Annotated in this window: 19 protein-coding genes and 1 tRNA gene; 9 read left to right on the top strand and 11 right to left on the bottom strand. The window is 43.4% G+C overall.

The window, feature by feature from the left end:
- Positions 1 to 7: 7 nt before the first annotated feature.
- Both murA and AACU28_RS09690 read left to right on the top strand, forming a co-directional pair.
- On the top strand, positions 8 to 1,273 hold the full coding sequence (gene murA, locus AACU28_RS09685; protein WP_004735317.1) for a UDP-N-acetylglucosamine 1-carboxyvinyltransferase: 1,266 nt from the start codon (positions 8 to 10) through the stop codon (positions 1,271 to 1,273).
- Positions 1,274 to 1,423: 150 nt separating this feature from the next.
- On the top strand, positions 1,424 to 2,149 hold the full coding sequence (locus tag AACU28_RS09690) for a 1-acylglycerol-3-phosphate O-acyltransferase (RefSeq protein ID WP_121602846.1): 726 nt from the start codon (positions 1,424 to 1,426) through the stop codon (positions 2,147 to 2,149).
- 124 nt (positions 2,150 to 2,273) lie between these two features.
- Here AACU28_RS09690 and AACU28_RS09695 read toward each other — a convergent pair whose 3' ends face one another.
- The 5 genes from AACU28_RS09695 to arcA form a co-directional block, all read right to left on the bottom strand.
- Positions 2,274 to 2,663, bottom strand: a complete 390-nt coding sequence (locus AACU28_RS09695; RefSeq protein WP_004735319.1) for a RidA family protein — start codon at positions 2,661 to 2,663, stop codon at positions 2,274 to 2,276.
- A 135-nt stretch (positions 2,664 to 2,798) separates the two neighbouring features.
- A complete protein-coding gene (gene pyrI, locus AACU28_RS09700) occupies positions 2,799 to 3,260 on the bottom strand; it encodes an aspartate carbamoyltransferase regulatory subunit (protein WP_004735320.1) in 462 nt (153 codons plus the stop codon).
- 12 nt (positions 3,261 to 3,272) lie between these two features.
- On the bottom strand, positions 3,273 to 4,202 hold the full coding sequence (gene pyrB, locus AACU28_RS09705; RefSeq protein WP_004735321.1) for an aspartate carbamoyltransferase: 930 nt from the start codon (positions 4,200 to 4,202) through the stop codon (positions 3,273 to 3,275).
- Positions 4,203 to 4,489: 287 nt separating this feature from the next.
- Complete coding sequence (locus AACU28_RS09710) at positions 4,490 to 5,494, bottom strand: ornithine carbamoyltransferase (RefSeq protein ID WP_004735322.1); 1,005 nt, start codon at positions 5,492 to 5,494, stop codon at positions 4,490 to 4,492.
- Positions 5,495 to 5,650: 156 nt separating this feature from the next.
- A complete protein-coding gene (arcA, locus tag AACU28_RS09715) occupies positions 5,651 to 6,871 on the bottom strand; it encodes an arginine deiminase (protein WP_004735323.1) in 1,221 nt (406 codons plus the stop codon).
- Between the two features lie 577 nt (positions 6,872 to 7,448).
- Here arcA and rraB point away from each other — a divergent pair.
- Both rraB and AACU28_RS09725 read left to right on the top strand, forming a co-directional pair.
- Positions 7,449 to 7,865 carry a ribonuclease E inhibitor RraB gene (rraB, locus tag AACU28_RS09720; RefSeq protein WP_004735324.1) on the top strand — a complete coding sequence of 139 codons (417 nt, stop codon included), beginning with the start codon at positions 7,449 to 7,451 and terminating at the stop codon, positions 7,863 to 7,865.
- A 125-nt stretch (positions 7,866 to 7,990) separates the two neighbouring features.
- Entirely contained in the window at positions 7,991 to 8,788 is a 798-nt protein-coding gene (locus AACU28_RS09725; RefSeq protein WP_086048685.1) for a glycosyl hydrolase 2 galactose-binding domain-containing protein, read from the top strand.
- Positions 8,789 to 8,881: 93 nt separating this feature from the next.
- Here the strand turns inward: AACU28_RS09725 and AACU28_RS09730 are convergent, their stop codons facing one another.
- Complete coding sequence (locus AACU28_RS09730) at positions 8,882 to 9,787, bottom strand: bifunctional helix-turn-helix transcriptional regulator/GNAT family N-acetyltransferase (RefSeq protein ID WP_081304115.1); 906 nt, start codon at positions 9,785 to 9,787, stop codon at positions 8,882 to 8,884.
- A gap of 79 nt (positions 9,788 to 9,866) precedes the next feature.
- The gene (locus AACU28_RS09735) at positions 9,867 to 10,271 is read right to left on the bottom strand and encodes a DUF2061 domain-containing protein (protein ID WP_009847723.1); all 405 of its coding nucleotides are present in this window, start codon (positions 10,269 to 10,271) and stop codon (positions 9,867 to 9,869) included.
- Positions 10,272 to 10,602: 331 nt separating this feature from the next.
- On the opposite strand from AACU28_RS09735, the gene AACU28_RS09740 reads away from it, so the two are divergent.
- A complete protein-coding gene (locus AACU28_RS09740; protein WP_121602847.1) occupies positions 10,603 to 11,775 on the top strand; it encodes a YjgN family protein in 1,173 nt (390 codons plus the stop codon).
- Positions 11,776 to 12,777 (top strand): M48 family metallopeptidase, encoded by a 1,002-nt coding sequence (locus AACU28_RS09745; protein ID WP_121602848.1) that lies wholly within the window; start codon positions 11,776 to 11,778, stop codon positions 12,775 to 12,777. It abuts the gene before it with no gap.
- A gap of 149 nt (positions 12,778 to 12,926) precedes the next feature.
- Here AACU28_RS09745 and AACU28_RS09750 read toward each other — a convergent pair whose 3' ends face one another.
- From AACU28_RS09750 to pepA, 3 genes are all read right to left on the bottom strand, one after another.
- The gene (locus AACU28_RS09750; protein WP_121602849.1) at positions 12,927 to 15,800 is read right to left on the bottom strand and encodes a valine--tRNA ligase; all 2,874 of its coding nucleotides are present in this window, start codon (positions 15,798 to 15,800) and stop codon (positions 12,927 to 12,929) included.
- A 103-nt stretch (positions 15,801 to 15,903) separates the two neighbouring features.
- Entirely contained in the window at positions 15,904 to 16,353 is a 450-nt protein-coding gene (locus AACU28_RS09755; RefSeq protein WP_121602850.1) for a DNA polymerase III subunit chi, read from the bottom strand.
- 106 nt (positions 16,354 to 16,459) lie between these two features.
- Positions 16,460 to 17,980 (bottom strand): leucyl aminopeptidase, encoded by a 1,521-nt coding sequence (gene pepA / locus AACU28_RS09760; protein WP_004735335.1) that lies wholly within the window; start codon positions 17,978 to 17,980, stop codon positions 16,460 to 16,462.
- 192 nt (positions 17,981 to 18,172) lie between these two features.
- Here pepA and lptF point away from each other — a divergent pair, with 192 nt between their 5' ends.
- Positions 18,173 to 19,273 carry an LPS export ABC transporter permease LptF gene (gene lptF / locus AACU28_RS09765; protein WP_004735336.1) on the top strand — a complete coding sequence of 367 codons (1,101 nt, stop codon included), beginning with the start codon at positions 18,173 to 18,175 and terminating at the stop codon, positions 19,271 to 19,273.
- 3 nt (positions 19,274 to 19,276) lie between these two features.
- Complete coding sequence (lptG, locus tag AACU28_RS09770; protein WP_017078773.1) at positions 19,277 to 20,347, top strand: LPS export ABC transporter permease LptG; 1,071 nt, start codon at positions 19,277 to 19,279, stop codon at positions 20,345 to 20,347.
- A gap of 63 nt (positions 20,348 to 20,410) precedes the next feature.
- On the opposite strand, the gene AACU28_RS09775 is transcribed toward lptG, so the two are convergent.
- A complete protein-coding gene (locus AACU28_RS09775) occupies positions 20,411 to 20,887 on the bottom strand; it encodes an RDD family protein (protein ID WP_102441609.1) in 477 nt (158 codons plus the stop codon).
- Between the two features lie 195 nt (positions 20,888 to 21,082).
- On the opposite strand from AACU28_RS09775, the gene AACU28_RS09780 reads away from it, so the two are divergent.
- Positions 21,083 to 21,167 (top strand) — tRNA-Leu (locus AACU28_RS09780).
- The last annotated feature ends 352 nt before the right edge of the window (positions 21,168 to 21,519 follow it).

The following is a 21,519-nucleotide window of genomic DNA, read 5'->3' on the forward strand; positions in this document are numbered from 1 at the left end:
GTTTATGATGGAAAAGTTTCGAGTTATTGGATCGGATAAGCCGTTAAGCGGTGAAGTGACGATCTCAGGCGCAAAAAATGCAGCGCTACCTATTTTATTCGCCTCAATCCTTGCTGAAGAGCCGGTTGAAGTGAGTAATGTTCCTCACCTACGTGACATCGATACTACGATGGAACTACTTAAGCGTTTAGGCGCAAAAGTATCACGTAACGGTAGTGTTCATGTTGATGGCAGCGAGATTAATGAATTTTGTGCGCCTTATGATTTAGTAAAAACAATGCGTGCTTCTATTTGGGCTTTAGGTCCTCTAGTCGCTCGTTTTGGTGAAGGCCAAGTGTCACTTCCTGGTGGTTGTGCAATTGGCGCTCGACCTGTTGATTTACATATCCATGGCCTAGAGCAACTAGGTGCGACCATTAAGTTGGAAGATGGTTATGTAAAAGCAAGTGTTGACGGCCGTTTGAAAGGCGCGCACATCGTGATGGATAAAGTAAGTGTGGGTGCCACCATTACTATCATGTGTGCAGCAACGCTAGCGGAAGGTACAACTGTATTAGATAACTCAGCGCGTGAGCCTGAGATTGTTGATACGGCTGATTTCCTAAACAAACTAGGTGCTAAGATTTCTGGCGCAGGTACAGACACGATTACTATCGAAGGCGTTGAACGTCTTGGTGGTGGTCATCACTCTGTGGTTGCTGACCGTATCGAAACGGGTACGTTCCTTGTTGCTGCTGCTGTTTCTGGCGGTAAAGTGGTTTGTCGCAACACCAACGCTCATCTTCTTGAAGCTGCATTAGCGAAGCTTGAAGAAGCGGGTGCGAAGGTTGAAACGGGCGAAGACTGGATCAGCCTTGATATGACAGATCGTGAGCTGAAAGCGGTGAAAATCGTAACAGCACCTCACCCAGGTTTCCCTACCGACATGCAAGCACAGTTTACTCTGCTCAACATGATGGCGAAGGGCAGTGGTGTTATCACTGAGACTATCTTTGAAAACCGATTTATGCACATTCCTGAGTTACAGCGAATGGGTGCAAAAGCAGAAATCGAAGGCAACACGGCTATCTGTGGTGAAACTGAGAAGTTAAGCGGCGCTCAAGTAATGGCAACGGATCTTCGTGCATCTGCGAGTCTAGTTATTGCTGGCTGTATTGCCCAAGGCGAAACTATCGTTGACCGTATTTATCACATCGATCGTGGCTACGATAAGATTGAAGATAAACTTTCAGCTTTAGGCGCAAACATTACACGATTTAGCGAGTCGAACTAACTTAGGTTAGTGGATTCATGAATCAGTAAGATGAAAACATAAAAGTCGGAACCTTGGTTTCGGCTTTTTTATAGTTGTATTTACCGCAAGTGAATCTATTGCCTATTTTGTGTGAATAGATGAATCAACTTGGCGGTTGTGAGGAGCAAAATGATAGCAATATTACGTATTTTCGCAGTGGCGATATTTGCGATTCTTATGTTTGTATTTGGTTGTGGCTATTGTCTATTAAGCCCACGTAACCCGAAACACGTATTTACCTTTGGCCGTTATTTCGGTCGCATGTCGAAAATCTTTGGCATGAAGTTAGAGCTTCGCATCCCGGAAGATGCTTACTCTCGTGGCCAACATGTTTATGTTGCAAATCACCAAAACAGCTGGGATCTATTTACGATTTCATCAGCGGTAACACCTAAAGTTGTGACAGTAGGTAAGAAAAGCCTAGCGTGGATGCCTCTTTTTGGTCAGTTGTACTGGTTGACGGGTAATATCCTAATTGACCGAGCTAACCGCAGCAAAGCGGTAGGTACGATCGATCAAGTGGTTACTAGTCTAAAAGAGAGTGATGTTTCGGTTTGGATGTTCCCTGAGGGGACTCGTTCTCGTGGTCGTGGTTTGTTGCCATTCAAAACGGGTGCTTTCCATGCTGCGATTGGCGCTGGCTTACCTATTATCCCTATCGTGTGCAGCTCAACAGGTAGCGTGAAGCTGAACCGTTGGAATAATGGTCATGTGATTGTTGAAATGTTGCCACCAATCAGCACTGAAGATTACGATAAGTCTAATGTTCGTCAACTGGCTAACTTAGCCCGTGAGCAGATGGCTGCTAAGCTTGAAGAGTTAGACAAAGAAGTGGTTGAGCTTAATAAGAAGTAATCATCTAAGTGAAACGATGAACAATAAAAAAGGTTGCCAATTGGGCAACCTTTTTTGTATCTGATAAACGCTCAGCTTTATGTCTGCTCATTTACTAGAAACCGTTTATTCTAGAGGTAAAAACCTATTTGCGAACCGCAATAGCTTCGATCTCGATACCTACATCTTTTGGTAGACGAGCTACTTCAACACATGAACGTGCAGGGTAGTTTGCAACACCGTGCTCATCAAAGAACTTACCGTAAACTTCGTTTACTGTGCCGAAGTCGTTTAGGTCTTTAACGAATACCGTTAGTTTTACGATGTCTTTTACAGTCAGGCCAGAAGCTTCAACAACCGCTTGAACGTTGTCTAGAGATTGGCGAGCTTGCTCTGCGATATCAGCAGATACTTCACCAGTTGCTGGGTTTACTGGGATTTGACCAGAAGTCAGAACCATATTGCCAAGGTCAACACCTTGTACGTATGGGCCGATTGCAGCTGGAGCAGATTCTGTGTGAAGTACTTTAGTCATTGGTTATTCCGTCAGTTATTGGATAAAAAGCAATTTTTAGTGTGCCTTCAAACTCAGGATAGGTAAAGAGCAAAATACCCCGCACAGGCGAGGTATTGAATAGTTTTTGCGTTCGATCGGCGTTGCCGTATGACGTTATCTTTCTGTCACGATCTCACGAGAGAATACTTTTTCGCAGTACTTACACTTCAATCGAATATCTTCTTTCTTTTCAAAGATCTTAAAGCTGCTTTCTACGGGCTCATTGTGAGTAATACAGTTGGTGTTTGGACACTCAAACACATCATTGATTTGCTCAGGAAGTTCTAGTGGTAGCTTCTTAACCACTTCGTAATCTTCGATTTGGTTTACCGTTGCGTGAGGTGCGTAAAGTGCTAACTTGCTCGCCTGTTCTTCAGTGATAAAAACATTCTCTATCTTGAGTAAGTCTTTGCCGCCTAGAGCAGAAGATGGCAGGTTTAGGCCAATCGTTACTCGCTGATTTGAGTTATGCATGTCGAACAGTTTGAGTACCTTGATCCCGATGTTGGCTGGGATATGGTCGATAACCGTTCCGTTCTTGATTGCTTCAACTTTTAATTGAGTCTCTTTAGACATGATATCTCTCCTCTACAGCGTTTCGTTAAGAACAAGGGCTAGCAGTGCTTCACGTGCGTAAACACCGTTCTCTGCTTGCTGGAAGTAGTAAGCGTAAGGTGTTTTATCGACATCGACAGTAATTTCATCAACACGAGGAAGAGGGTGAAGAACCTTTAGGTTATCACGTGCATTTTCCAGCATCGGAGCAGTCAGGATGTACGCTGATTTGATGTGCGCGTATTCCGATTCATCGAAGCGCTCTTTTTGAACTCGAGTCATGTACAAGACATCAAGCTCTGGAATGACATCTTCCATGTCTGTCAGCAGTTGATACTTGATACCCGCTTCATCAAGTTCTTCGCAAATGTAGTCTGGCATCGCCAGTGCTTCAGGTGCCACGAAATAGAAACAGATGTTATCGAACTTCGCTAGCGCTTGAGTCAACGAGTGAACCGTACGGCCGTACTTAAGGTCACCAACGAATGCAACGTTGAGGTTGTCTAGGCGACCTTGTGTCTCAGCGATAGAGAATAGGTCTAATAGCGTTTGTGTCGGGTGTTGGTTTGCGCCGTCACCTGCGTTAATAACCGGTACACCGTTAGAAAACTCAGAAGCCAGACGCGCAGCACCTTCTTGAGGATGACGCATTACGTAAGCATCAACGTATGAAGAGATAACCTGTACCGAGTCTGCTAGCGTTTCGCCTTTCTTCGCCAGTGAGGTGTTACCACCACTGTCGAAACCAATCACATCACCACCGATGCGTTGAATAGCCGTTTCAAAAGAGAGACGAGTTCGCGTTGAAGGTTCGAAGAAGCAGCTGGCAACAACTTTGTTCTTGATGAGTTCTGGGTTTGGTTCAGCCTTTAGCTGACCTGCCGTTTGAACAATTAATTCTAGCTCTTCACGAGAAAGCTCTGGAATTGAGATGATGTGCTTTTGATAGAGCGAATTCGCCATGATCTTCTTCCCCACAATAATGTATTGGCCATAAAAAAGCCCCCCATAATGGGAGGCTTTAAAAAAGTGCTGAAAAGCAGAATAGACGGCCTGGCAAGCATGCTAGCTTGCGAGCAATATTTGGTGTTTTCACAATTTTATTATGTGTTTTCACAATATCATTATGCTTTATCACAACATTGCTTGGCGTCATTTTCACTACTCTCAGACAAATTGCCGAGAATTATACGCTTTCAATTTGTGAGCGCAAGCGATTACATCAAGCTTTTGTTTACTTTCAGTATTCGCTATTGGCCCAGAGTCGCAACCATTACCGCTTTGATGGTATGCATGCGATTCTCTGCTTCATCAAATACAATTGAGTAATCCGATTCAAAGACTTCGTCAGTGACTTCTAAGCCGTTCATTCCATATTTGTCGGCAACTTGCTGGCCGATCACGGTTTCATTGTTGTGGAAAGCGGGCAGGCAATGCATGAATTTCACTTGAGGGTTACCTGTGAGCTTAATGACATCCATATTCACTTGGTAAGGTGTCATTACAGCAACACGTTCGTCCCAAGCTTCTGGCGCTTCACCCATAGAAACCCAAACATCGGTATAAAGGAAATCACAGCCTTTCACACCTTCGGCAACGTCTTCTGTCAGCGTGATTTTTGCACCTGTACTTTGCGCGATAGCTTGGCACTCTTCGACAAGGTGCTCTTCTGGCCAAAATGCTTTTGGCGCGACAAGGCGAATATCCATACCCATTTTAGCTGCACCCACTAACAGAGAATTACCCATGTTGTTACGTGCATCACCTAGGTAAGCAAAACTGATTTGATGTAGATGTTTACCACGACCATGCTCAAGCATAGTGAGGAAATCAGCCAAGATCTGAGTAGGGTGGAACTCATCGGTTAAGCCATTCCAAACCGGTACACCGGCATAAGCGCCTAGGTCTTCGACAATGCTTTGGCCAAACCCTCGGTATTCAATGCCATCGTACATGCGACCTAATACACGCGCCGTATCTTTCATTGATTCTTTCTGACCAATCTGAGAACCAGAAGGGCCTAAATAAGAGACTTGAGCACCTTGATCAAAAGCAGCTACCTCAAAAGCACATCGAGTTCGAGTGGATGCTTTTTCAAAGATCAAAGCGATGTTTTTACCGTTAAGCTTTTTCTGCTCTGTACCTGCATACTTAGCTTTTTTAAGGTCGGCAGACAGGTCGAGTAAAAACTGAATCTCTTTAGGAGTAAAGTCGAGAAGTTTTAGAAAGTTACGATTGCGAAGATTAAAGGCCATCTCTCGCTCCTTGCGTATATAGGATCAATGAAGAACTCAGTTAAACATAAAGATGCTATATTTGTGAATATTTATTTTATTAATTTAATAAAAAAGGCCAGTACAATGGTACTGGCCTAGATAAGTTAGTGTGTTTGCTTTATTGAGTTTTGTGGCTTAGATACCGTCTCTTTCGATAGGACAACTCATACAGCGAGCGCCACCTCGGCCACGACCTAGCTCATTGCCCGGAATCGTCAGAACTTCGATGCCTGCTTTGTCGTATTTTTCATTGGTGTAAACATTACGCTCATAGCCGATAACCGTACCCGGTTTCACCGTCAGTACGTTGTTAGCGTCATTCCACTGCTCACGTTCAGCTTCGTAGTTATCACCACCGGTTGTGATGATCTTCAGTTGATCGAGGTCCAGTGCGCCTTCAATCGCTGTTAGGTAGTTTTCAGCTTTCTCTACTCGCATTTCGCCATTTTCTTTCGGCGTTAAGCGCCAAGTATCTAGGTCTTTACGAACGATCTCTGGATAGACTGAGAATGTGTCGATATCCATGTGCGTCATTACTGTATCAAGGTGCATACAAGAGCGGTGCTTCGGTAAATCAATCGCAATCACTTCTTTAGCTTGACCAGATTTGAATAAACTAGCGGCTAGGTTTTCAACACCTTGTGGCTTAGTACGCTCTGAAATACCGATAAGCACTGCACCTTTACCGATAACCAGAACATCTCCACCTTCAATATTCGCATTGTCATAGTGAAGATCTTCATCACCGAAGTGCTTAATGAAATCTTGGCCTGCGAATACAGGGTGCCAGCGGTAAATTGCTCGCAAGTGATTCGTTTCTCGTTGACGGGCAGGCATCATCATCGGGTTAAGAGAGACACCTCCATAAACCCAACAAGAAGTATCGCGGGTAAATAGATGGTTGGGTAGCGGCTCAATAACGAAATCAAGCGGGCGGTGCATCTTCGGTAGCATTGAAGAAGATTTAATAGGAAGTTCAGAGTAGGCTAAACCACCCAGTAGGATCGTGGCTAAGTGCTCGTTGTCCATTTGAGCAAGGTATTCTCTTAAATCACGTGCGAATGTAGGGCCGTAACGGAAATCAGAGATTTGAGTAGTCAGTAGCCACTCACGAGCTTGAGCCACAGCGAGTGTCTCAACCAGTAGGTCATGCAGTAATAACACTTCAACGTCTTGGTTGCGAAGTGTCGTCGCAAAGGCATCGTGTTCTTCACCTGCGGCTTCTACTGCAAGTACATCATCAAAGAGTAACTCATGACAGTTAGAAGGGGTGAGGTGGGTGAGTGCCCTTTCAGGTCGATTTAGGAGAACTCGTCTTAATTGACCGACTTCGGAGCCAACGTACAGCTTACTCATTTTGCATCCTTACTATTAATCCAGCGTCTATTTATGACAAGCTTGTTCGTAATATGCAAGTTTTGAAAATTGCGTAAAGGTTGTGTTATTTCTCAATTATTGGATTTTAATGCTAATTAATTAAAAATTAGTGATATTAAAATCCAATTGAAAGACTCAATGCTAGAACAAACTTTTTGCGGTTCTATGCTCAAATTTCAGTAATTCGATAATCCATTTTGCTTGGTGAACATGATTTTTCATTCAAAATTTATGCAATTATCCACTCTAAAATGAGATCTTATGCACCAATGAAGTGATCGTCAGTATGCATTTGATATGACTAACCACTCAGTTTTAGAGAAGTAAGACGAAAAGTAGCAATAAAAATGAAATGCTAAAACACACGATAGTTAATAATATGTTGAAAATTTGTTTCTGTGATTTTGATTTCACTTTTTAATTGATATCCCCTCTGTTATCTAGCGATAAACTTACTCTTCTATCCCTGATCTAGGTGGCTTTTCTAGGCGATCCATGCCATATTTCGTGGCAATCAAATTTGATCTTTTCATAGTCAACACTCTGGAGCAGACACATGTCTCACGAAGATGAATATCTATCAGTAGCGGAATTAATTGAATTTCAAAAAGGAGAGACTCGCGACATCATTGAAGCACTAATCGAAGATGGTAGCGATCCTGAAGCTCTATACGATATCGAGCATCACCTTTTTGCTGAAGATTTCGCAGTACTTGAGAAAGCCGTTGTTGAAGCATTCAAAATGGGCTTTGAAGTGCTTGAAGCTGAAGAGACAGAAGACGAAGATGGCAACAAGCTACTTTGTTGTGATGCAACGATGCAGTGTACTCTGAACGCAGAAGCGATTGATGAGCAAGTTGAGAAGCTTGTAAATCTTGCAGAGAAGTTTGACATTATCTACGACGGTTGGGGCACTTACTACGAAGGTGAAGATGCTATCTACCCTGACGAAGATGATGAAGACGAAGAGTAATTTCTTCCCAGTTTTAAAGAATGCCAGCCTTGAGCTGGCATTTTTTTATCCTCAGAAAAATAAATGTCTTTATATGCATTCATTCATTATAATGCGGTCAAAATTGATCTAGCTCAAGGAATGCTATGCGATTACCTCTCGATGGTCTTTGGCAAATATCGCCACTAACGGATCTCTCTATTCCACAAGATGACATTACTTTTCCGGCTCCGTTAAGTTCAAAGCTTCCTGATAGCTTGAGTGAAAGTGAAATCGCAGAGCAAGAGTGGCACCTGATGCATGACATCGAAGTGGATGATGCGATGTTGGCGTGCCCGTTTGTTGAGTTAGTAATGGCAGGTGTTGATTACTTTGCGGAAGTTCGACTCAATGGTGTGGCTGTGTTTGATTGTGATGGCAGCCAAGTCGAATATCGTAAAGATATTCGACCTTACATGCAGTCTGGTCGCAACCGTTTTGAGGTCCTTTTCCTTGAAGAAGAGGAGAGCCTGTTGCTTGAAGAGGATATGGATGAGTCAGTCTCTTCACCGGCTGTCGCTAAATCGGATTCTCGTATCGGAATCTGGCAAGCGCCATATCTGCAGTTCGTTCGTCACGTCAAGCTTGAGCAAGTTGTGACAGAGCAGATCTGGCATTACGGTGGTGGTTGTGAGTTCAAAGTGGATGTTATCTATCAAACGCTAAAGCCGGGGCTAATATCGGCATCAATCAAGTTTAATGGTATGACATTGGTGATGCCGATAGATGTGCGAGCAGAACATACGGGTGTTGTTTTCCAGGTTGAGGCACCGATCATTTTTGATATTGAGAATCCTAACCCTAAACATTTATACTCGTTAGAAGTGGTACTTGATGGGCAGGAAGAGAGCTCTTTTGTCGCCTTGAATCCAGCTTCTTGCGTCAGTAATTTTTTGCGTAGTTAGCGGTTATTCAATTAGCCCGTTACGTAAGGAATCAATTCGCTCACTTGCTTGTCATCTGATGAACTGCCGACGCTAACCCTATTTCAAAACACATTATAGCGTTTTGGCCATGACAACCTCACAAGCGTCATGGCCTGTTTCTCCCCAAGCTGAATCAAGGTGTTCAAAGCCCAATTTTTCGTAAAGTTTAACGGCGGCATTAAGGCATTCGGTCGTTTCTAGATACATATGTTGATAACCCAGTTCCTTAGCTTTCTCCATCGACATATTAACCAACCTCTTCGCTAAGCCTCTGCCTCTTGTTTCTGGCAAGAAGTACATCTTTTGCAGTTCACAGACCTCTGGCATACCTGCCAATGGTGCAAATCCACCACCACCGACAACCTTTCCATCAAGTTCAATCACCCAATACTGAGATCTTTCATTGTTATAAACACTGAACATGTCTTCTAAGGTGGGATCTGCCACACCATAACCTTTATCTTCGGTTAGCCCATTCTCATAAGAGACTTGGCGAATTATATTGGCCACTACGGTGTTGTCTTGCTGTTGCAGGGGACGAACCACCACACCGCTTGAAGCGTGGCTTTGTTGCAGTGCTTTAAGGTAGTGCTTAATTCCCCCCGAAACTTGTTGAGTTTCCGCTTCCGTTAAACGCTCAAGTACCGAGTCATAAAACTGATTCTGTTGACTGTGAAGCTGGGCAAGAGTGTTTATCCCTTGCTCTGTTACTGAAGCAACAACACTGCGCTTATCGCTGGGATGTGGCGAGGTTTGGATTAACGAGTTCTTCGCTAGATTATTGACTGCTCTACTGGCGTTGGACTTATCAATATTGAGCTTATCCGCTAATTGATTCACGGTTAATGGCTGCTGCTCTAGTTCGATAAGCGTATGCGCTTGAATCGGAGGTAGGGCAATATCACCACAATCTTTGTCGAGCATTCCAAGCTGTCGAACGAGCTGACGTGATAATTCTCTAAGTTGTGCTGAAGTCATGTTGCCTCTCAATATAGTTGCGATGTACAACTACAATTTAATTGCGTACCGCAACTATGTCAACAATAAACTCTCTAGGTTAAGCGTGTTGGTGCAAACAAAATTGTGGCTGTGTTGTTTGGCTTTCTGCTTTTCGTAGCCAAACTTTCTCATGGAAGTAGTAAGCCACGGTATTCAAAGCGGGTTCTAACGTTGCCATCACACCACCAACAAAGGCATCGCCAGTCAATAAGTAGACAACGGTAAAGGCAACACTAAAGTGGATAGTAGCGAAGCTTGCTGTTTTTAATTTAGTCATCCACTGACGAGCTTTAAGCGCTGGAACTTGAGCCCAAGCCTTTTCATGAAAATAGAAGGCCACAGTATTCACAGAGGGCTCAATCATGGCAATTAAGCTGCCAATTAAGATGTCGCCTGTGAGTACGTAAGCGACACTAAATGCGATAGTAAAATGTAATGCGGCAAAGGTTAGTGTCTTTTTCATGATAATTACTCAATCGTTGTGTTGTTTCGATAGGTCTATTATTGATAATTATTATCATTAGTTAAAATGGGTTTTAGGGATTAATTCGATAGATGAAACCTATCAAAGGATTCTAGGGGTAAAATAATCTCTGGTTGAATGTAACTGTATAGTGATAAATATCTTAGTAAGGCTTATTCAACTCCTTGTTATCATTTGCAAAAACTATGATAACTCCCTTTGATTTATCCATTCAGGTTATTGATTAGCACGGCGTGTTTCTATAGCGTGCAATCTCTCAATGCGCACCAAGATGCGCATGGTTTAATGATGAACGTCAGATGGAGTTAAAATGGAAAACAAAGAGTTGGAAACTAAGGTTCTCTTTAGTGGAAAAGGGAAAGAGTATTTTGGAATATGGATTGTTAACATTCTACTATCAGTGATCACGCTCGGTATTTATTCGGCTTGGGCGAAAGTTCGAAATAAACGTTACTTTTATGGGAATACATTTATTGGTAGTGATAGCTTTGAATATCATGGTAAGCCCATGCAAATATTGAAAGGGCGAATCATTGCGTTGATTTGTGTAGTCGCTTGGGGAATCAGTAATCAATTTGCTCCTCAGGTTGCATTGGTTTTATTACTGGTATTTTTTGCATTGTTACCATTGTTATCTCGCAGTAATGCTCGTTTTGATTCTGCAATGACAAGCTTTCGAAATGTTCACTTCTCTTTCCATGGTACTGTTTCCGGAGCCTACTGGGCAATTCTTGGGCGTGGTCTTGTTGTGGGTGTCGGCGTATTTACGGCAATCATGGCAATAATATTTACGATGCAAATGAACATGATTGCTGGTGGCATCGCCATTTTAATATCCATACCTTCTTATGTTTATTTACAATCCTGGCTACTTGCCGGTATCGCCAATTATTTTTCTAATGGCTATCGCTATGGCGATCGTCAGTTTAAAGCATCTTACCAAGATGGCTTTTATTTCAAAGTATACTTAACCAGTATGATTGCATGGCTGGTTGTCTCTATTGTTGCCGTCTTGGCTCTCTTCAGTGCCGTTGGCTTCAACATGATCAGCAACCCTGAGTCGTTATCCGAAATCGCTAACAACGGAAGTTTGACTTCAATGATGGTTGCTTATTACTTTGCTTTCATTGTTATGAGTATTGCGATTGCTGCTTACATTCAAGTAAAAATTAGAAATTACACCTTTTCTGAATTAGTGCTTGAAGGAAAAGAAAATGAGGCCGATTCAACGTTAAGTTTTGCTTCGACATTAACGATAAAAAGCTACATGTTTTTAGTATTAACTAACTTCTTACTTCAAGTGATTACCCTCGGGTTAGCTAGACCATGGGTGATGGTAAGAACGATGAACTACTTGTCGGAGAATACGTATGTTCAAGGTAACTTAGATTTACTAGTAGCAAACGACCAACCGTCTGATGTGGAATCGGCTATTTCTGATGAAATAGCTCAAGCGTTTAATGTTGATCTTGGTATTGGCTAAATGATCTCTGGTGTTGCACACCCGCCTCGTAGTTCTGAACGCTGCGAGGCCATTTTAGATATCTCTCACCCTGATAAACTACTCCTGAGTGTGGATGGCTCTATTGTTTCTGCATATTTTGAACGTGTTGAAATTATGCGAGGCGTTGGATCCGCTCCAACAAAGCTCAAATTCCCAGATGGATGGCAATTTATCTCGGAGGAAAGTGATGAGCTGGACGCCTATTTGAGAGACAGAGGTAAACATAATTTCTTAGGTAAATTAGAGAAGAACATCACGGCTATCTTAGTTAGTAGTGTTGTTCTCGTGTTACTTACTATTTCTATGTTCACTCATGGGATCCCGTGGTTAACTCATCAAATAGTCACTTATCTACCTGATTCGGTGCCTAGGCTGGTTGAAAATCAGGTTTTAGAGTCTTTAGATGAACAGTTCTTTGAGAGCTCCACTCTGTCGGAAGAACGACAGCGCCACATTCGACAGCGCTTTGAAAAGCAGCTGCAAAAAATGAGTATTGAAGGCGATGTACAGTTGGTTTTTCGTTCTTCAGAGCTTGGCGCCAATGCTTTTGCGCTGAGTGCTGGGACAATCATCGTATTAGATGATCTCGTTAGATTGACTACAACGGAAGAGCAACTAGACAGTATCTTGTTACATGAATTAGGACATGTTCAGCACCAGCATGTAATGAAGGTATTGGTTCGATCAAGTTTGTTATCAGTAACTGTGGCGGCTTTGACTGGTGAAAGCTCTGGGATCATTGATAACCTTACTGGTCTTGGCGTGTTTGTTGCAAATAATGGTCAATCACAAGATGCAGAGCGAGAAGCTGATTCATTTGCTTCCTATTCGATGATCGAGCTGCATGGTTCTAATCAAGCTATGATTGAGATGTTTGAATTGTTAGGAAAAAGTTCTGATGGACATGCTGAACTACCCACATGGCTCAGTTCTCATCCTGAATTAGGTGAACGGATTGAATCATTGAGGGACGTACATTAGTTGTTTAGTGAAAAAGGTTAGTGTTAATGCCTAAATCATTGTTATCTAATTGTAATTTATATTAATCAAACAATTAGCACCGAATTTTAGACAATAAAAAGGGCAGATTATTATCTGCCCTTTTTCTTACTTAAAAACTATCGCATGGATTATAAAGCTGCGATTGTCGCTTTTTGCTCTTCAAGCTTAACAAGAGTTTCTTGGTAGCCTTCAAGCTTTTCACGCTCTTTCGCGATAACCGCTTCAGGTGCTTTAGCAACAAAACCTTCGTTACCTAGCTTACCTTCGATACGCTTAATCTCACCGTGAGTCTTCGCTACTTCTTTATCTAGACGAGCAAGTTCAGCATCTTTGTCGATAAGACCCGCCATTGGGATCATCAGCTCAGATTTGCCAACCAGTTTGGTTGCACAAGCCGGAGTTGCTTCGCCGTCGGCTAGAACTTTAATATCGTCTAGCTTAGCTAGAGAAGTAAGAACGATCTTATTTGCTTCGATACGTGCTGCATCTTTCTCATCAGCGACTTTGATCATTACTTCTAAGCCTTGGCTTGGGGCAATGTCGTATTCCGCACGTAGGTTACGGATAGCGGTGATGAAAGTTTTAACCCATTCGATGTCGTCAACGATCTCAGCATTGAAGTTAGCTTCATTAAACTGAGGAAGTGCTTGAGTCATGATGGTCTCGCCTTCAACGCCGTCTACTAGCGGCTTAACGCTTTGCCAGATAGATTCAGTGATGTAAGGAAGAACAGGGTGAGCAAGACGTAGAGTCTTCTCTAGAACCGTGATAAGCGTGTAACGAGTCGCTTGCTGTTGAGCTTCAGTACCCTTCCAAAGAACAGGTTTAGTTAGCTCTAGGTACCAGTCACAGAATTGGTTCCAGATGAATTCGTAAAGCGTGTTGGCCGCCATGTCTAGACGGTAGTTGTCTAGGTGAGCGTTAAACTCTTTCGCTGCAACTTCAAACTGAGATTCAATCCACTTGTCTGCTAGAGAGAATTCCATGTTTGCACGGTCTTCAACAGACAGTGACATGCCACAATCGTGCTCTTCTGTATTCATCAGTACGTAACGGCTTGCGTTCCATAGCTTGTTACAGAAGTTACGGTAACCTTCAAGACGCTTCATGTCCCAGTTGATGTCACGGCCAGTTGAAGCCATAGCAGCAAGAGTGAAACGCAGTGCATCAGTACCGTACGGTTCGATACCATCTTCGAAAGTTTTACGCGTAGCTTTTTCGATCTTAGCAGCCAGTTTAGGTTGCATCATGTTGCCACAACGCTTCTCTACTAGCTCTTCAAGGCCGATGCCGTCAATCATATCGATTGGATCAAGTACGTTACCTTTCGACTTAGACATCTTGTCGCCGTTTTCATCACGGATAAGACCCGTCATGTAAACTGTTTTGAAAGGTACTTGAGCCTTGCCATCTTCATCTTTCACGAAGTGCATGGTCATCATGATCATACGAGCAACCCAGAAGAAGATAATATCAAAACCAGATACTAGTACTTCTGATGGGTGGAATGTTTTCATTGCTTCAGTATCTTCAGGCCAGCCTTGTGTGCCGAACGTCCAAAGTGCAGAAGAGAACCATGTATCAAGAACGTCGTTGTCTTGCTTAAGAACAATTACCGGTGAAAGGTTGTTCTTTTCACGAACTTCTTCTTCAGTGCGACCTACGTAAACTTTACCATCGTTGTCGTACCATGCTGGGATACGGTGGCCCCACCAAAGTTGACGAGAGATACACCAGTCTTGCACGTCACGCATCCACGCGAAGTACATGTTTTCATATTGCTTAGGTACGAATTGGATCTCACCATCTTCAACGGCTTTAACGGCAGGCGCAGCAAGAGGCGCTGTACGCACGTACCATTGGTCAGTCAGCATTGGTTCGATAACCACACCACCACGGTCACCGTAAGGAACGGTTAGATCGTGATCTTTGATTTCTTCAAGTAGGCCTAGCTCTTCAAATTCAGCAACCGTTGCACGACGAGCAGCAAAACGTTCCATACCTTGGTATTTAGCAGGAAGCTCTGTTGAGTACACATCGCTTTCTTCACCGTTAGTCGTGAATATTTCAGCCGCATCACGGATATCACCGTTGAACGTTAGGATATTGATCATAGGTAGGCTATGGCGCTTGCCCACTTCGTAATCGTTAAAGTCATGGGCTGGAGTTATTTTTACACAACCCGTGCCTTTATCCATGTCTGCGTGCTCATCGCCTACGATAGGGATAAGACGATTAACGATAGGAAGCAGGATTTCTTTACCAATAAGATCTTTGTAGCGTAGATCTTCTGGGTTTACTGCAACACCAGTATCGCCAAACATGGTTTCTGGGCGCGTAGTTGCAACGACGATGTAGTCTTTGCCATCCGCCGTTTTTACACCGTTCGCTAGTGGGTAGCGGACGTGCCACATAAAACCTTTTTTGTCTTTGTTTTCAACTTCAAGATCAGAAATAGCAGTGTGCAGTTTAGGATCCCAGTTTACTAGACGTTTACCACGGTAGATTAGGTCTTCTTCGTATAGACGAACAAACACTTCTTGAGTCGCAGCCGATAGGCCGTCATCCATAGTGAATCGCTCACGCTCCCAATCTAAAGAAGCACCAAGACGACGAAGTTGTTGAGTGATCGTGCCACCTGATTCGCCTTTCCATTCCCAGATCTTGTCGATGAAAGCTTCACGGCCGTAGTCGTGTTTTGTTTTGCCTTCTTCAGCGGCAATCTTACGCTCAACAACCATTTGAGTGGCGATACCAGCGTGGTCAGTACCCACTTGCCAAAGAGTATTTTTGCCTTTCATACGTTGAGCACGGATAAGCGTATCCATGATCGTATCTTGGAACGCGTGACCCATGTGTAGGCTGCCAGTGACGTTCGGTGGCGGGATCATGATGCTGTAAGCTTCTTTTGATGTGTCACCGTGTGGCTTAAAGTAGCCTTTCTCTTCCCAAGTCTTATACAGAGCTTGTTCGATTGATGTTGGGTTGTATGTCTTTTCCATAGTGCTCTTATAACGGATACTGTGAATGGTTAATCGTGGTCAAACTTCATAAGTGAAGCTTCTTGAATCTAAATCCAAAGATAGCTTTAACTATGAGGTTTGACTATGGATGTTGAATCTCGATAGTTTGTAGCTGATATCCAGCCTGACGGTAAATTTTATACCTTTCTCGAGCGAGTTGCTTAGCTTTTTCTTCGCAAGGAACGAAGTCTATCACCTGAGCAAAGGCGTTCGCAAAGGTTGTATTATTATCGGCCAGGTTTATTACCAGTTGGCGATTCCAATTATGTTTTACGCCTTGATAGCCAATTTCGATGTTGGTTGAATACTTTGGGCCTTCGCCAACTAAGTTATGTGCAATAAATTCATTGGGTTCGACCTGCCAGAAAACCTCAGCGATACGTTCGGCATGTTCTTTGTCATTGCAGTTGAGATAAAGTTTAGCGCCTTGTTTAGCAAAGTGCTGAACAAGAAACAGCACATAGTGAGCAAAACCATCTTCGCTGGCTTGCGGGCTGTCTGAAGGCACAATGTAAAACGTGGCAGTCTGCATACTTAACACTCGAAACTTGAACTGAAAATCGTGGATATCAATATTACTTGGTTAACAGGGTCTAACAAATAGCGCTTATTAAAAAAGGGCCCTTAGGCCCTTTTCATTATTTTGAAGATTGCTCTTCAGTCTCTTGGCCGCTGCGGTTCAATAAGAATTGGACTAGCATTGAGACAGGACGACCTGTCGAGCCTTTCGCTGCACCTGACTTCCACGCAGTACCTGCACTGTCGATGTGAGCCCAGTGGTACTTCTTAGTGAATTTAGACAGGAAGCAACCTGCGGTGATAGTACCGCCTGGGCGGCCACCGATGTTTGCCATATCAGCAAACGGACTGTTCAGCTGCTCATGGTATTCGTCTGCCATAGGTAGACGCCATGCGCGATCACTTGCTTGCTCTGAAGCGTTAACAAGTTCGTGAGACAGTGGGTTGTGGTTAGATAGAACGCCACTGATGTGGTGACCTAGAGCGATAACACATGCTCCAGTTAGCGTAGCAACATCGACAACACAATCTGGTTCAAAGCGCTCAACGTAAGTTAGGGCATCACATAGAACCAAGCGACCTTCTGCATCAGTATTTAATACTTCAACGGTTTGGCCTGACATGGTTGTTAGAATGTCACCTGGGCGGTAAGCATTGCTACCTGGCATGTTTTCACAGCCCGCAAGGATACCTACAACGTTGATTGGCAAGTTAAGTTTCGCCAGTGCTTTCATTGTGCCGAATACAGATGCAGCACCACACATGTCGTACTTCATCTCATCCATGCCTTCACCAGGCTTAAGCGAGATACCGCCTGAATCGAAAGTAAGACCTTTACCGACTAGAACGATAGGTTTTGCATTTGGGTCAGCAGCGCCTTTGTATTCCATGATAGACATCATAGATTCGTTCTTAGAGCCACGGCCTACAGCTAAGTATGAAGTCATACCAAGCTTTTCCATCTCTTCTTCACCGATGATCTTAGTCTTTACTGTCTCATAATCGTCAGCTAAACGACGAGCTTGAGAAGCTAAGTAAGCAGGGTTTGCGATGTTTGGTGGCATGTTGCCAAGATCTTTAGATGCTTTCACACCTGAAGCAATAGCAAGACCATGAGAAATCGCTTTTTCGCCAAGGCTTAGCTCGCGACGAGTTGGTACGTTGAATACCAATTTACGCAATGGACGACGAGTCTCTGGTTTGTTGCTCTTAAATTGGTCGAATGTGTAAAGACCATCTTTAGTCGCTTCTACCGCTTGACGAACTTTCCAGTAAGTGTCGCGACCTTTAACGTGAAGTTCTGTAAGGAAACATACTGCTTCCATAGAACCAGTTTCGTTTAGTGTGCTGATGGTTTTTTGGATGATTTCTTTGTATTGACGCTCGCCTAGCTCACGTTCTTTACCACAGCCTACCAGTAGAACACGTTCTGAAAGTACACCAGGTACTTGATGCAGTAGCAGCATCTGGCCAGGTTTACCCTCTAGATCACCGCGACGAAGCAGTGAACTAATGTAGCCATCGCTAATCTTATCTAATTGCTCGGCTACTGGAGAAAGGCGGCGCGGTTCGAATACACCGACAACGATACATGCGCTGCGCTGTTTCTCTGGGCTGCCACTTTTTACACTGAACTCCATGCGTACTCCTACATCCTGAAGACAAATCGAACTAAATGTTAGATAATGGGTTCTTACTTGTTGGATCCTATAATGGAACTAACCTTAAAGAAGAACGCTAACACTTAGCTAAAAATTTAAAAAAATAAAAGGTTCAACGGGAAATTATAGTGATTCAATCAAAAAAACAAGTTTTGTATAGGTAATTTGAGCGTGATTATTGTTAGATATTTGATCCGCGAGACAATCAAGAGCCAATTTGCGATCTTTTTTGTTCTCTTTCTCGTGTTTCTCAGCCAAAAATTCATCAGTGTTTTAGCGGACGCCTCTGATGGTGATATTCCTGCGAGCCTCATATTGTCGATTGTTGGCCTAAATATGCCAGCGATGGGTTTATTGATGCTTCCACTCAGTATCTATATTGGTATTTTGCTTACTTTTGGCCGTCTTTACGCTGAAAGTGAAATTGTCGTAATGAACGCTACGGGTATTGGTAATAAATTCCTTATCCAATCTGCGCTTTATTTGGCTTTGATAACCGCATCAGTTGCCGCTTTTAACTCATTTTGGTTATCTCCTTGGTCGCAAGACAAAGTTGAGCAAATGTATGAAGAAGTGGCTGCAGAGAACAGTGTTGATCTGCTGCCAAAAGGTAAGTTTGAAGGCACGCCGGATGGTTCTTCTGTCGTTTTCATTGATGATATCGACGGTAATAAGTTAGAAAATGTGTTCGTTGCTCAAATGCGCCCACGTGACTCGGTATTGCCTAGTGTGATGTTCTCTAAGTCGGGTGATGTCAAAGAACTGAGCGATGGTCGCCAGGTCATCGTTATGTATGACGGCACTCGCCATGAAGGGGTTCCGACACGTCTCGATTATATGGTGACGCACTTTGAAGAGTACGAAGGTTTAATTGGTCAGCGTGAAGTTGAGAAAAAAGGTCGAGATTGGGAAGCCATTCCTACACTCGAACTGATTGGTAATCCAGAAAACAGTGCGAAAGCGGAATTACAGTGGCGAATTTCATTGGTACTTTGTATTCCATTGTTGACCATGCTTGTTGTGCCACTGTCTGCGGTGAACCCTCGACAGGGGCGTTTCGCTAAAATTGGCCCAGCCATTCTAATTTATCTAACCTATTTCTTAGCAATCAGTGCAACCAAATCTTCGATTGAAGAAGGGAGTATCCCTGCGGTAGTCGGCATGTGGCCAATTAATGCGTTATTGTTATTTGTCGCAATTGGTGCAAACTTTATGGATAGCGTGCCAGTAAGGCGTTTGAAAGAAAAATTCAAGAATAAAAGGTTAGCTTAAGCCGTGTTTAAGATTCTCGATTTATATATAGGCAGAACCATCATTGCAACGACGTCACTGGTATTGGTGACGTTTGTTGGTCTCTCTGGGATCATCAAGTACGTAGAGCAGCTGAGAAAGGTTGGTCGTGGTACCTATGATCTACTACAAGCACTGTATTTCGTTCTATTGAGTGTCCCTCGTGATATCGAAATGTTCTTTCCAATGGCTGCATTACTTGGTGCATTGATTGGACTGGGTATGCTTGCTGCGAGTTCTGAGCTGGTGGTGATGCAGGCGGCGGGTTTCTCTAAGTTAGATATTGGCCTATCGGTACTCAAAACCGCAATTCCATTAATGATCGTGGTGACTCTTCTTGGTCAATGGGGTGCGCCTCAAGCACAGAAGATGGCTCGTGACTTAAGAACTATATCGATTGCTGGTGGTAATATTATCTCTACCCAAAGTGGGGTATGGGCACGTGATGCCAATGACTTCATTTTCATTGTCAAAATCGATGATCAGAAGTTATATGGTATGAATATGTGGCGCTTTGATGAGAACAAGGCTCTGAAAACAGCTATATACTCAAAAGAAGTCGATTACGTTGGCAACAACGTTTGGACTATGAACGATGTAGAGATCACGTCTTTCGAAAATGAGCTTCAGATTACTAAAGAAAGCTTACCAACTTATACTTGGGAAACATCACTCGCTCCGGATAAGCTTGCGATCGTAACGGTTAAACCAGAAGAACTGTCTTTAAGTGGGTTGTACGATTATGTTTCCTACCTTAAAGCCTCGGAGCAAGATGCATCACGCTATGAACTCGCTTTATGGAGAAAGATAACTCAGCCGATTTCGATAGCGGTCATGATGTTGATGGCATTGTCGTTTATCTTTGGTCCATTACGAAGTGTGACTATGGGAGCTAGGATTCTTTCGGGGGTTATTGCAGGTTTTACCTTCTATATATCCAGTGAGTTCTTTGGTCCGGTCAGTTTGGTTTATCAAATACCACCGGCCTTTGGTGCGCTAGCCCCGAGCGTGGTCTTCCTCGGAATAGCCATAATGCTCTTGAGGCGTAAACTGTAAATAGAAAAAAGGAAGGCATAACGCCTTCCTTTTTTGATCTTGACTGTAGCAAGTTTAATCGCGTTATCGTGCTTGTGGTAGCACTACAACTTCGGTCTTCGCCCAGATGTCGTGAAAGCCACGTTTCTGAGGATCGAATGGAACACATAAGTTTGCTAATCCAAATCCTGAAGTTCCTAAGCGAATAAGCGCTTGGGTTACCGTAATAGTGGAGCCATCTTTGTTTTGAATGCGCAGTTTCCAAGCTCGCATTCCTAGCGTTTGACCTGCTCTTGTCCAAAAGAACACAAAGAAGTACACCCAAACTACGACTAAGTAAAAGGTATATGCAGGGCTCCAAATCGGATGGTTGCTCAAGAAGTCACTAACATCGGCATAACCGCTATGGTTAAAAACGCCAAGTGCCATGAGCGCATGCAGCAGAGCGACAATGACGCCAGCCGCCAGCATCTCAATAGCGATTACGATAAGGGCGTCATAGAACAAGGCACCAAATCGGCGCATTACTCCTGCTGGTGGCATTGTGTTTGTTGATGTCATGGTGTTATTACTTCTTCAAAAATTTAGGCGTCAGAATATAGTCTAAGGCTTGGCGTGAAAAGAGACATGACGCACAGCTTATGACTTAGTGGCGAAATTATCGGCAAACACACATGAATTCAAGTTTTTATACTTGCCACATCAGTTCGCATACGTATAATGCCAAACATCGAAAGGGCAATGCCCTAAGATAATGCCGGTATGGTGAAATTGGTATACACGACGGATTCAAAATCCGTTGCCTTCGGGCGTGGCGGTTCAAGTCCGCCTACCGGTACCAAACATAGAAAGGTCGCTTTTATAGCGACCTTTCGTCGTTTTAGGCGTTTGTGAATTTAAAATCCAGCGTGTCGGCTTGGATGCAAGCCCAGTCAAGTCGGCCTACCGGTACCATATTTAGATAAAGCCCTGATCAGAAATGGCCGGGGCTTTGTTGTCTCTGGAGAACAGAAAAGCTGACCTTTATTTTAACGGAAGAAACGCTTTTTTAATCAGTCAGATCTTGTTGTTTCATTCCTAAACCACACCGTTTCCCTCCACAATTCGATTCCTTAATAAATTAATCATCTTAAATCATGATGTTACCTACCATTCTCTCTTCTATTGTCTATGTTTAAAGGAATAATAGAGGA

It is taken from the genome of Vibrio sp. SBT000027, from assembly GCF_963894355.1.
Taxonomy (GTDB): domain Bacteria; phylum Pseudomonadota; class Gammaproteobacteria; order Enterobacterales; family Vibrionaceae; genus Vibrio; species Vibrio splendidus.

Coding starts and splice junctions, on each gene's coding strand:
- AACU28_RS09750 (WP_121602849.1), bottom strand. CDS start 15,800: ATGGAAAAGACATACAACCCAACATCAATCGAACAAGCTCTGTATAAG.
- AACU28_RS09730 (WP_081304115.1), bottom strand. CDS start 9,787: ATGACTTCAGCACAACTTAGAGAATTATCACGTCAGCTCGTTCGACAG.
- AACU28_RS09740 (WP_121602847.1), top strand. CDS start 10,603: ATGGAAAACAAAGAGTTGGAAACTAAGGTTCTCTTTAGTGGAAAAGGG.
- pyrB (WP_004735321.1), bottom strand. CDS start 4,202: ATGGCGAATTCGCTCTATCAAAAGCACATCATCTCAATTCCAGAGCTT.
- AACU28_RS09690 (WP_121602846.1), top strand. CDS start 1,424: ATGATAGCAATATTACGTATTTTCGCAGTGGCGATATTTGCGATTCTT.
- murA (WP_004735317.1), top strand. CDS start 8: ATGGAAAAGTTTCGAGTTATTGGATCGGATAAGCCGTTAAGCGGTGAA.
- pepA (WP_004735335.1), bottom strand. CDS start 17,980: ATGGAGTTCAGTGTAAAAAGTGGCAGCCCAGAGAAACAGCGCAGCGCA.
- rraB (WP_004735324.1), top strand. CDS start 7,449: ATGTCTCACGAAGATGAATATCTATCAGTAGCGGAATTAATTGAATTT.
- AACU28_RS09710 (WP_004735322.1), bottom strand. CDS start 5,494: ATGGCCTTTAATCTTCGCAATCGTAACTTTCTAAAACTTCTCGACTTT.
- AACU28_RS09775 (WP_102441609.1), bottom strand. CDS start 20,887: ATGACATCAACAAACACAATGCCACCAGCAGGAGTAATGCGCCGATTT.
- AACU28_RS09735 (WP_009847723.1), bottom strand. CDS start 10,271: ATGAAAAAGACACTAACCTTTGCCGCATTACATTTTACTATCGCATTT.
- AACU28_RS09695 (WP_004735319.1), bottom strand. CDS start 2,663: ATGACTAAAGTACTTCACACAGAATCTGCTCCAGCTGCAATCGGCCCA.
- pyrI (WP_004735320.1), bottom strand. CDS start 3,260: ATGTCTAAAGAGACTCAATTAAAAGTTGAAGCAATCAAGAACGGAACG.
- arcA (WP_004735323.1), bottom strand. CDS start 6,871: ATGAGTAAGCTGTACGTTGGCTCCGAAGTCGGTCAATTAAGACGAGTT.
- AACU28_RS09725 (WP_086048685.1), top strand. CDS start 7,991: ATGCGATTACCTCTCGATGGTCTTTGGCAAATATCGCCACTAACGGAT.
- AACU28_RS09755 (WP_121602850.1), bottom strand. CDS start 16,353: ATGCAGACTGCCACGTTTTACATTGTGCCTTCAGACAGCCCGCAAGCC.
- AACU28_RS09745 (WP_121602848.1), top strand. CDS start 11,776: ATGATCTCTGGTGTTGCACACCCGCCTCGTAGTTCTGAACGCTGCGAG.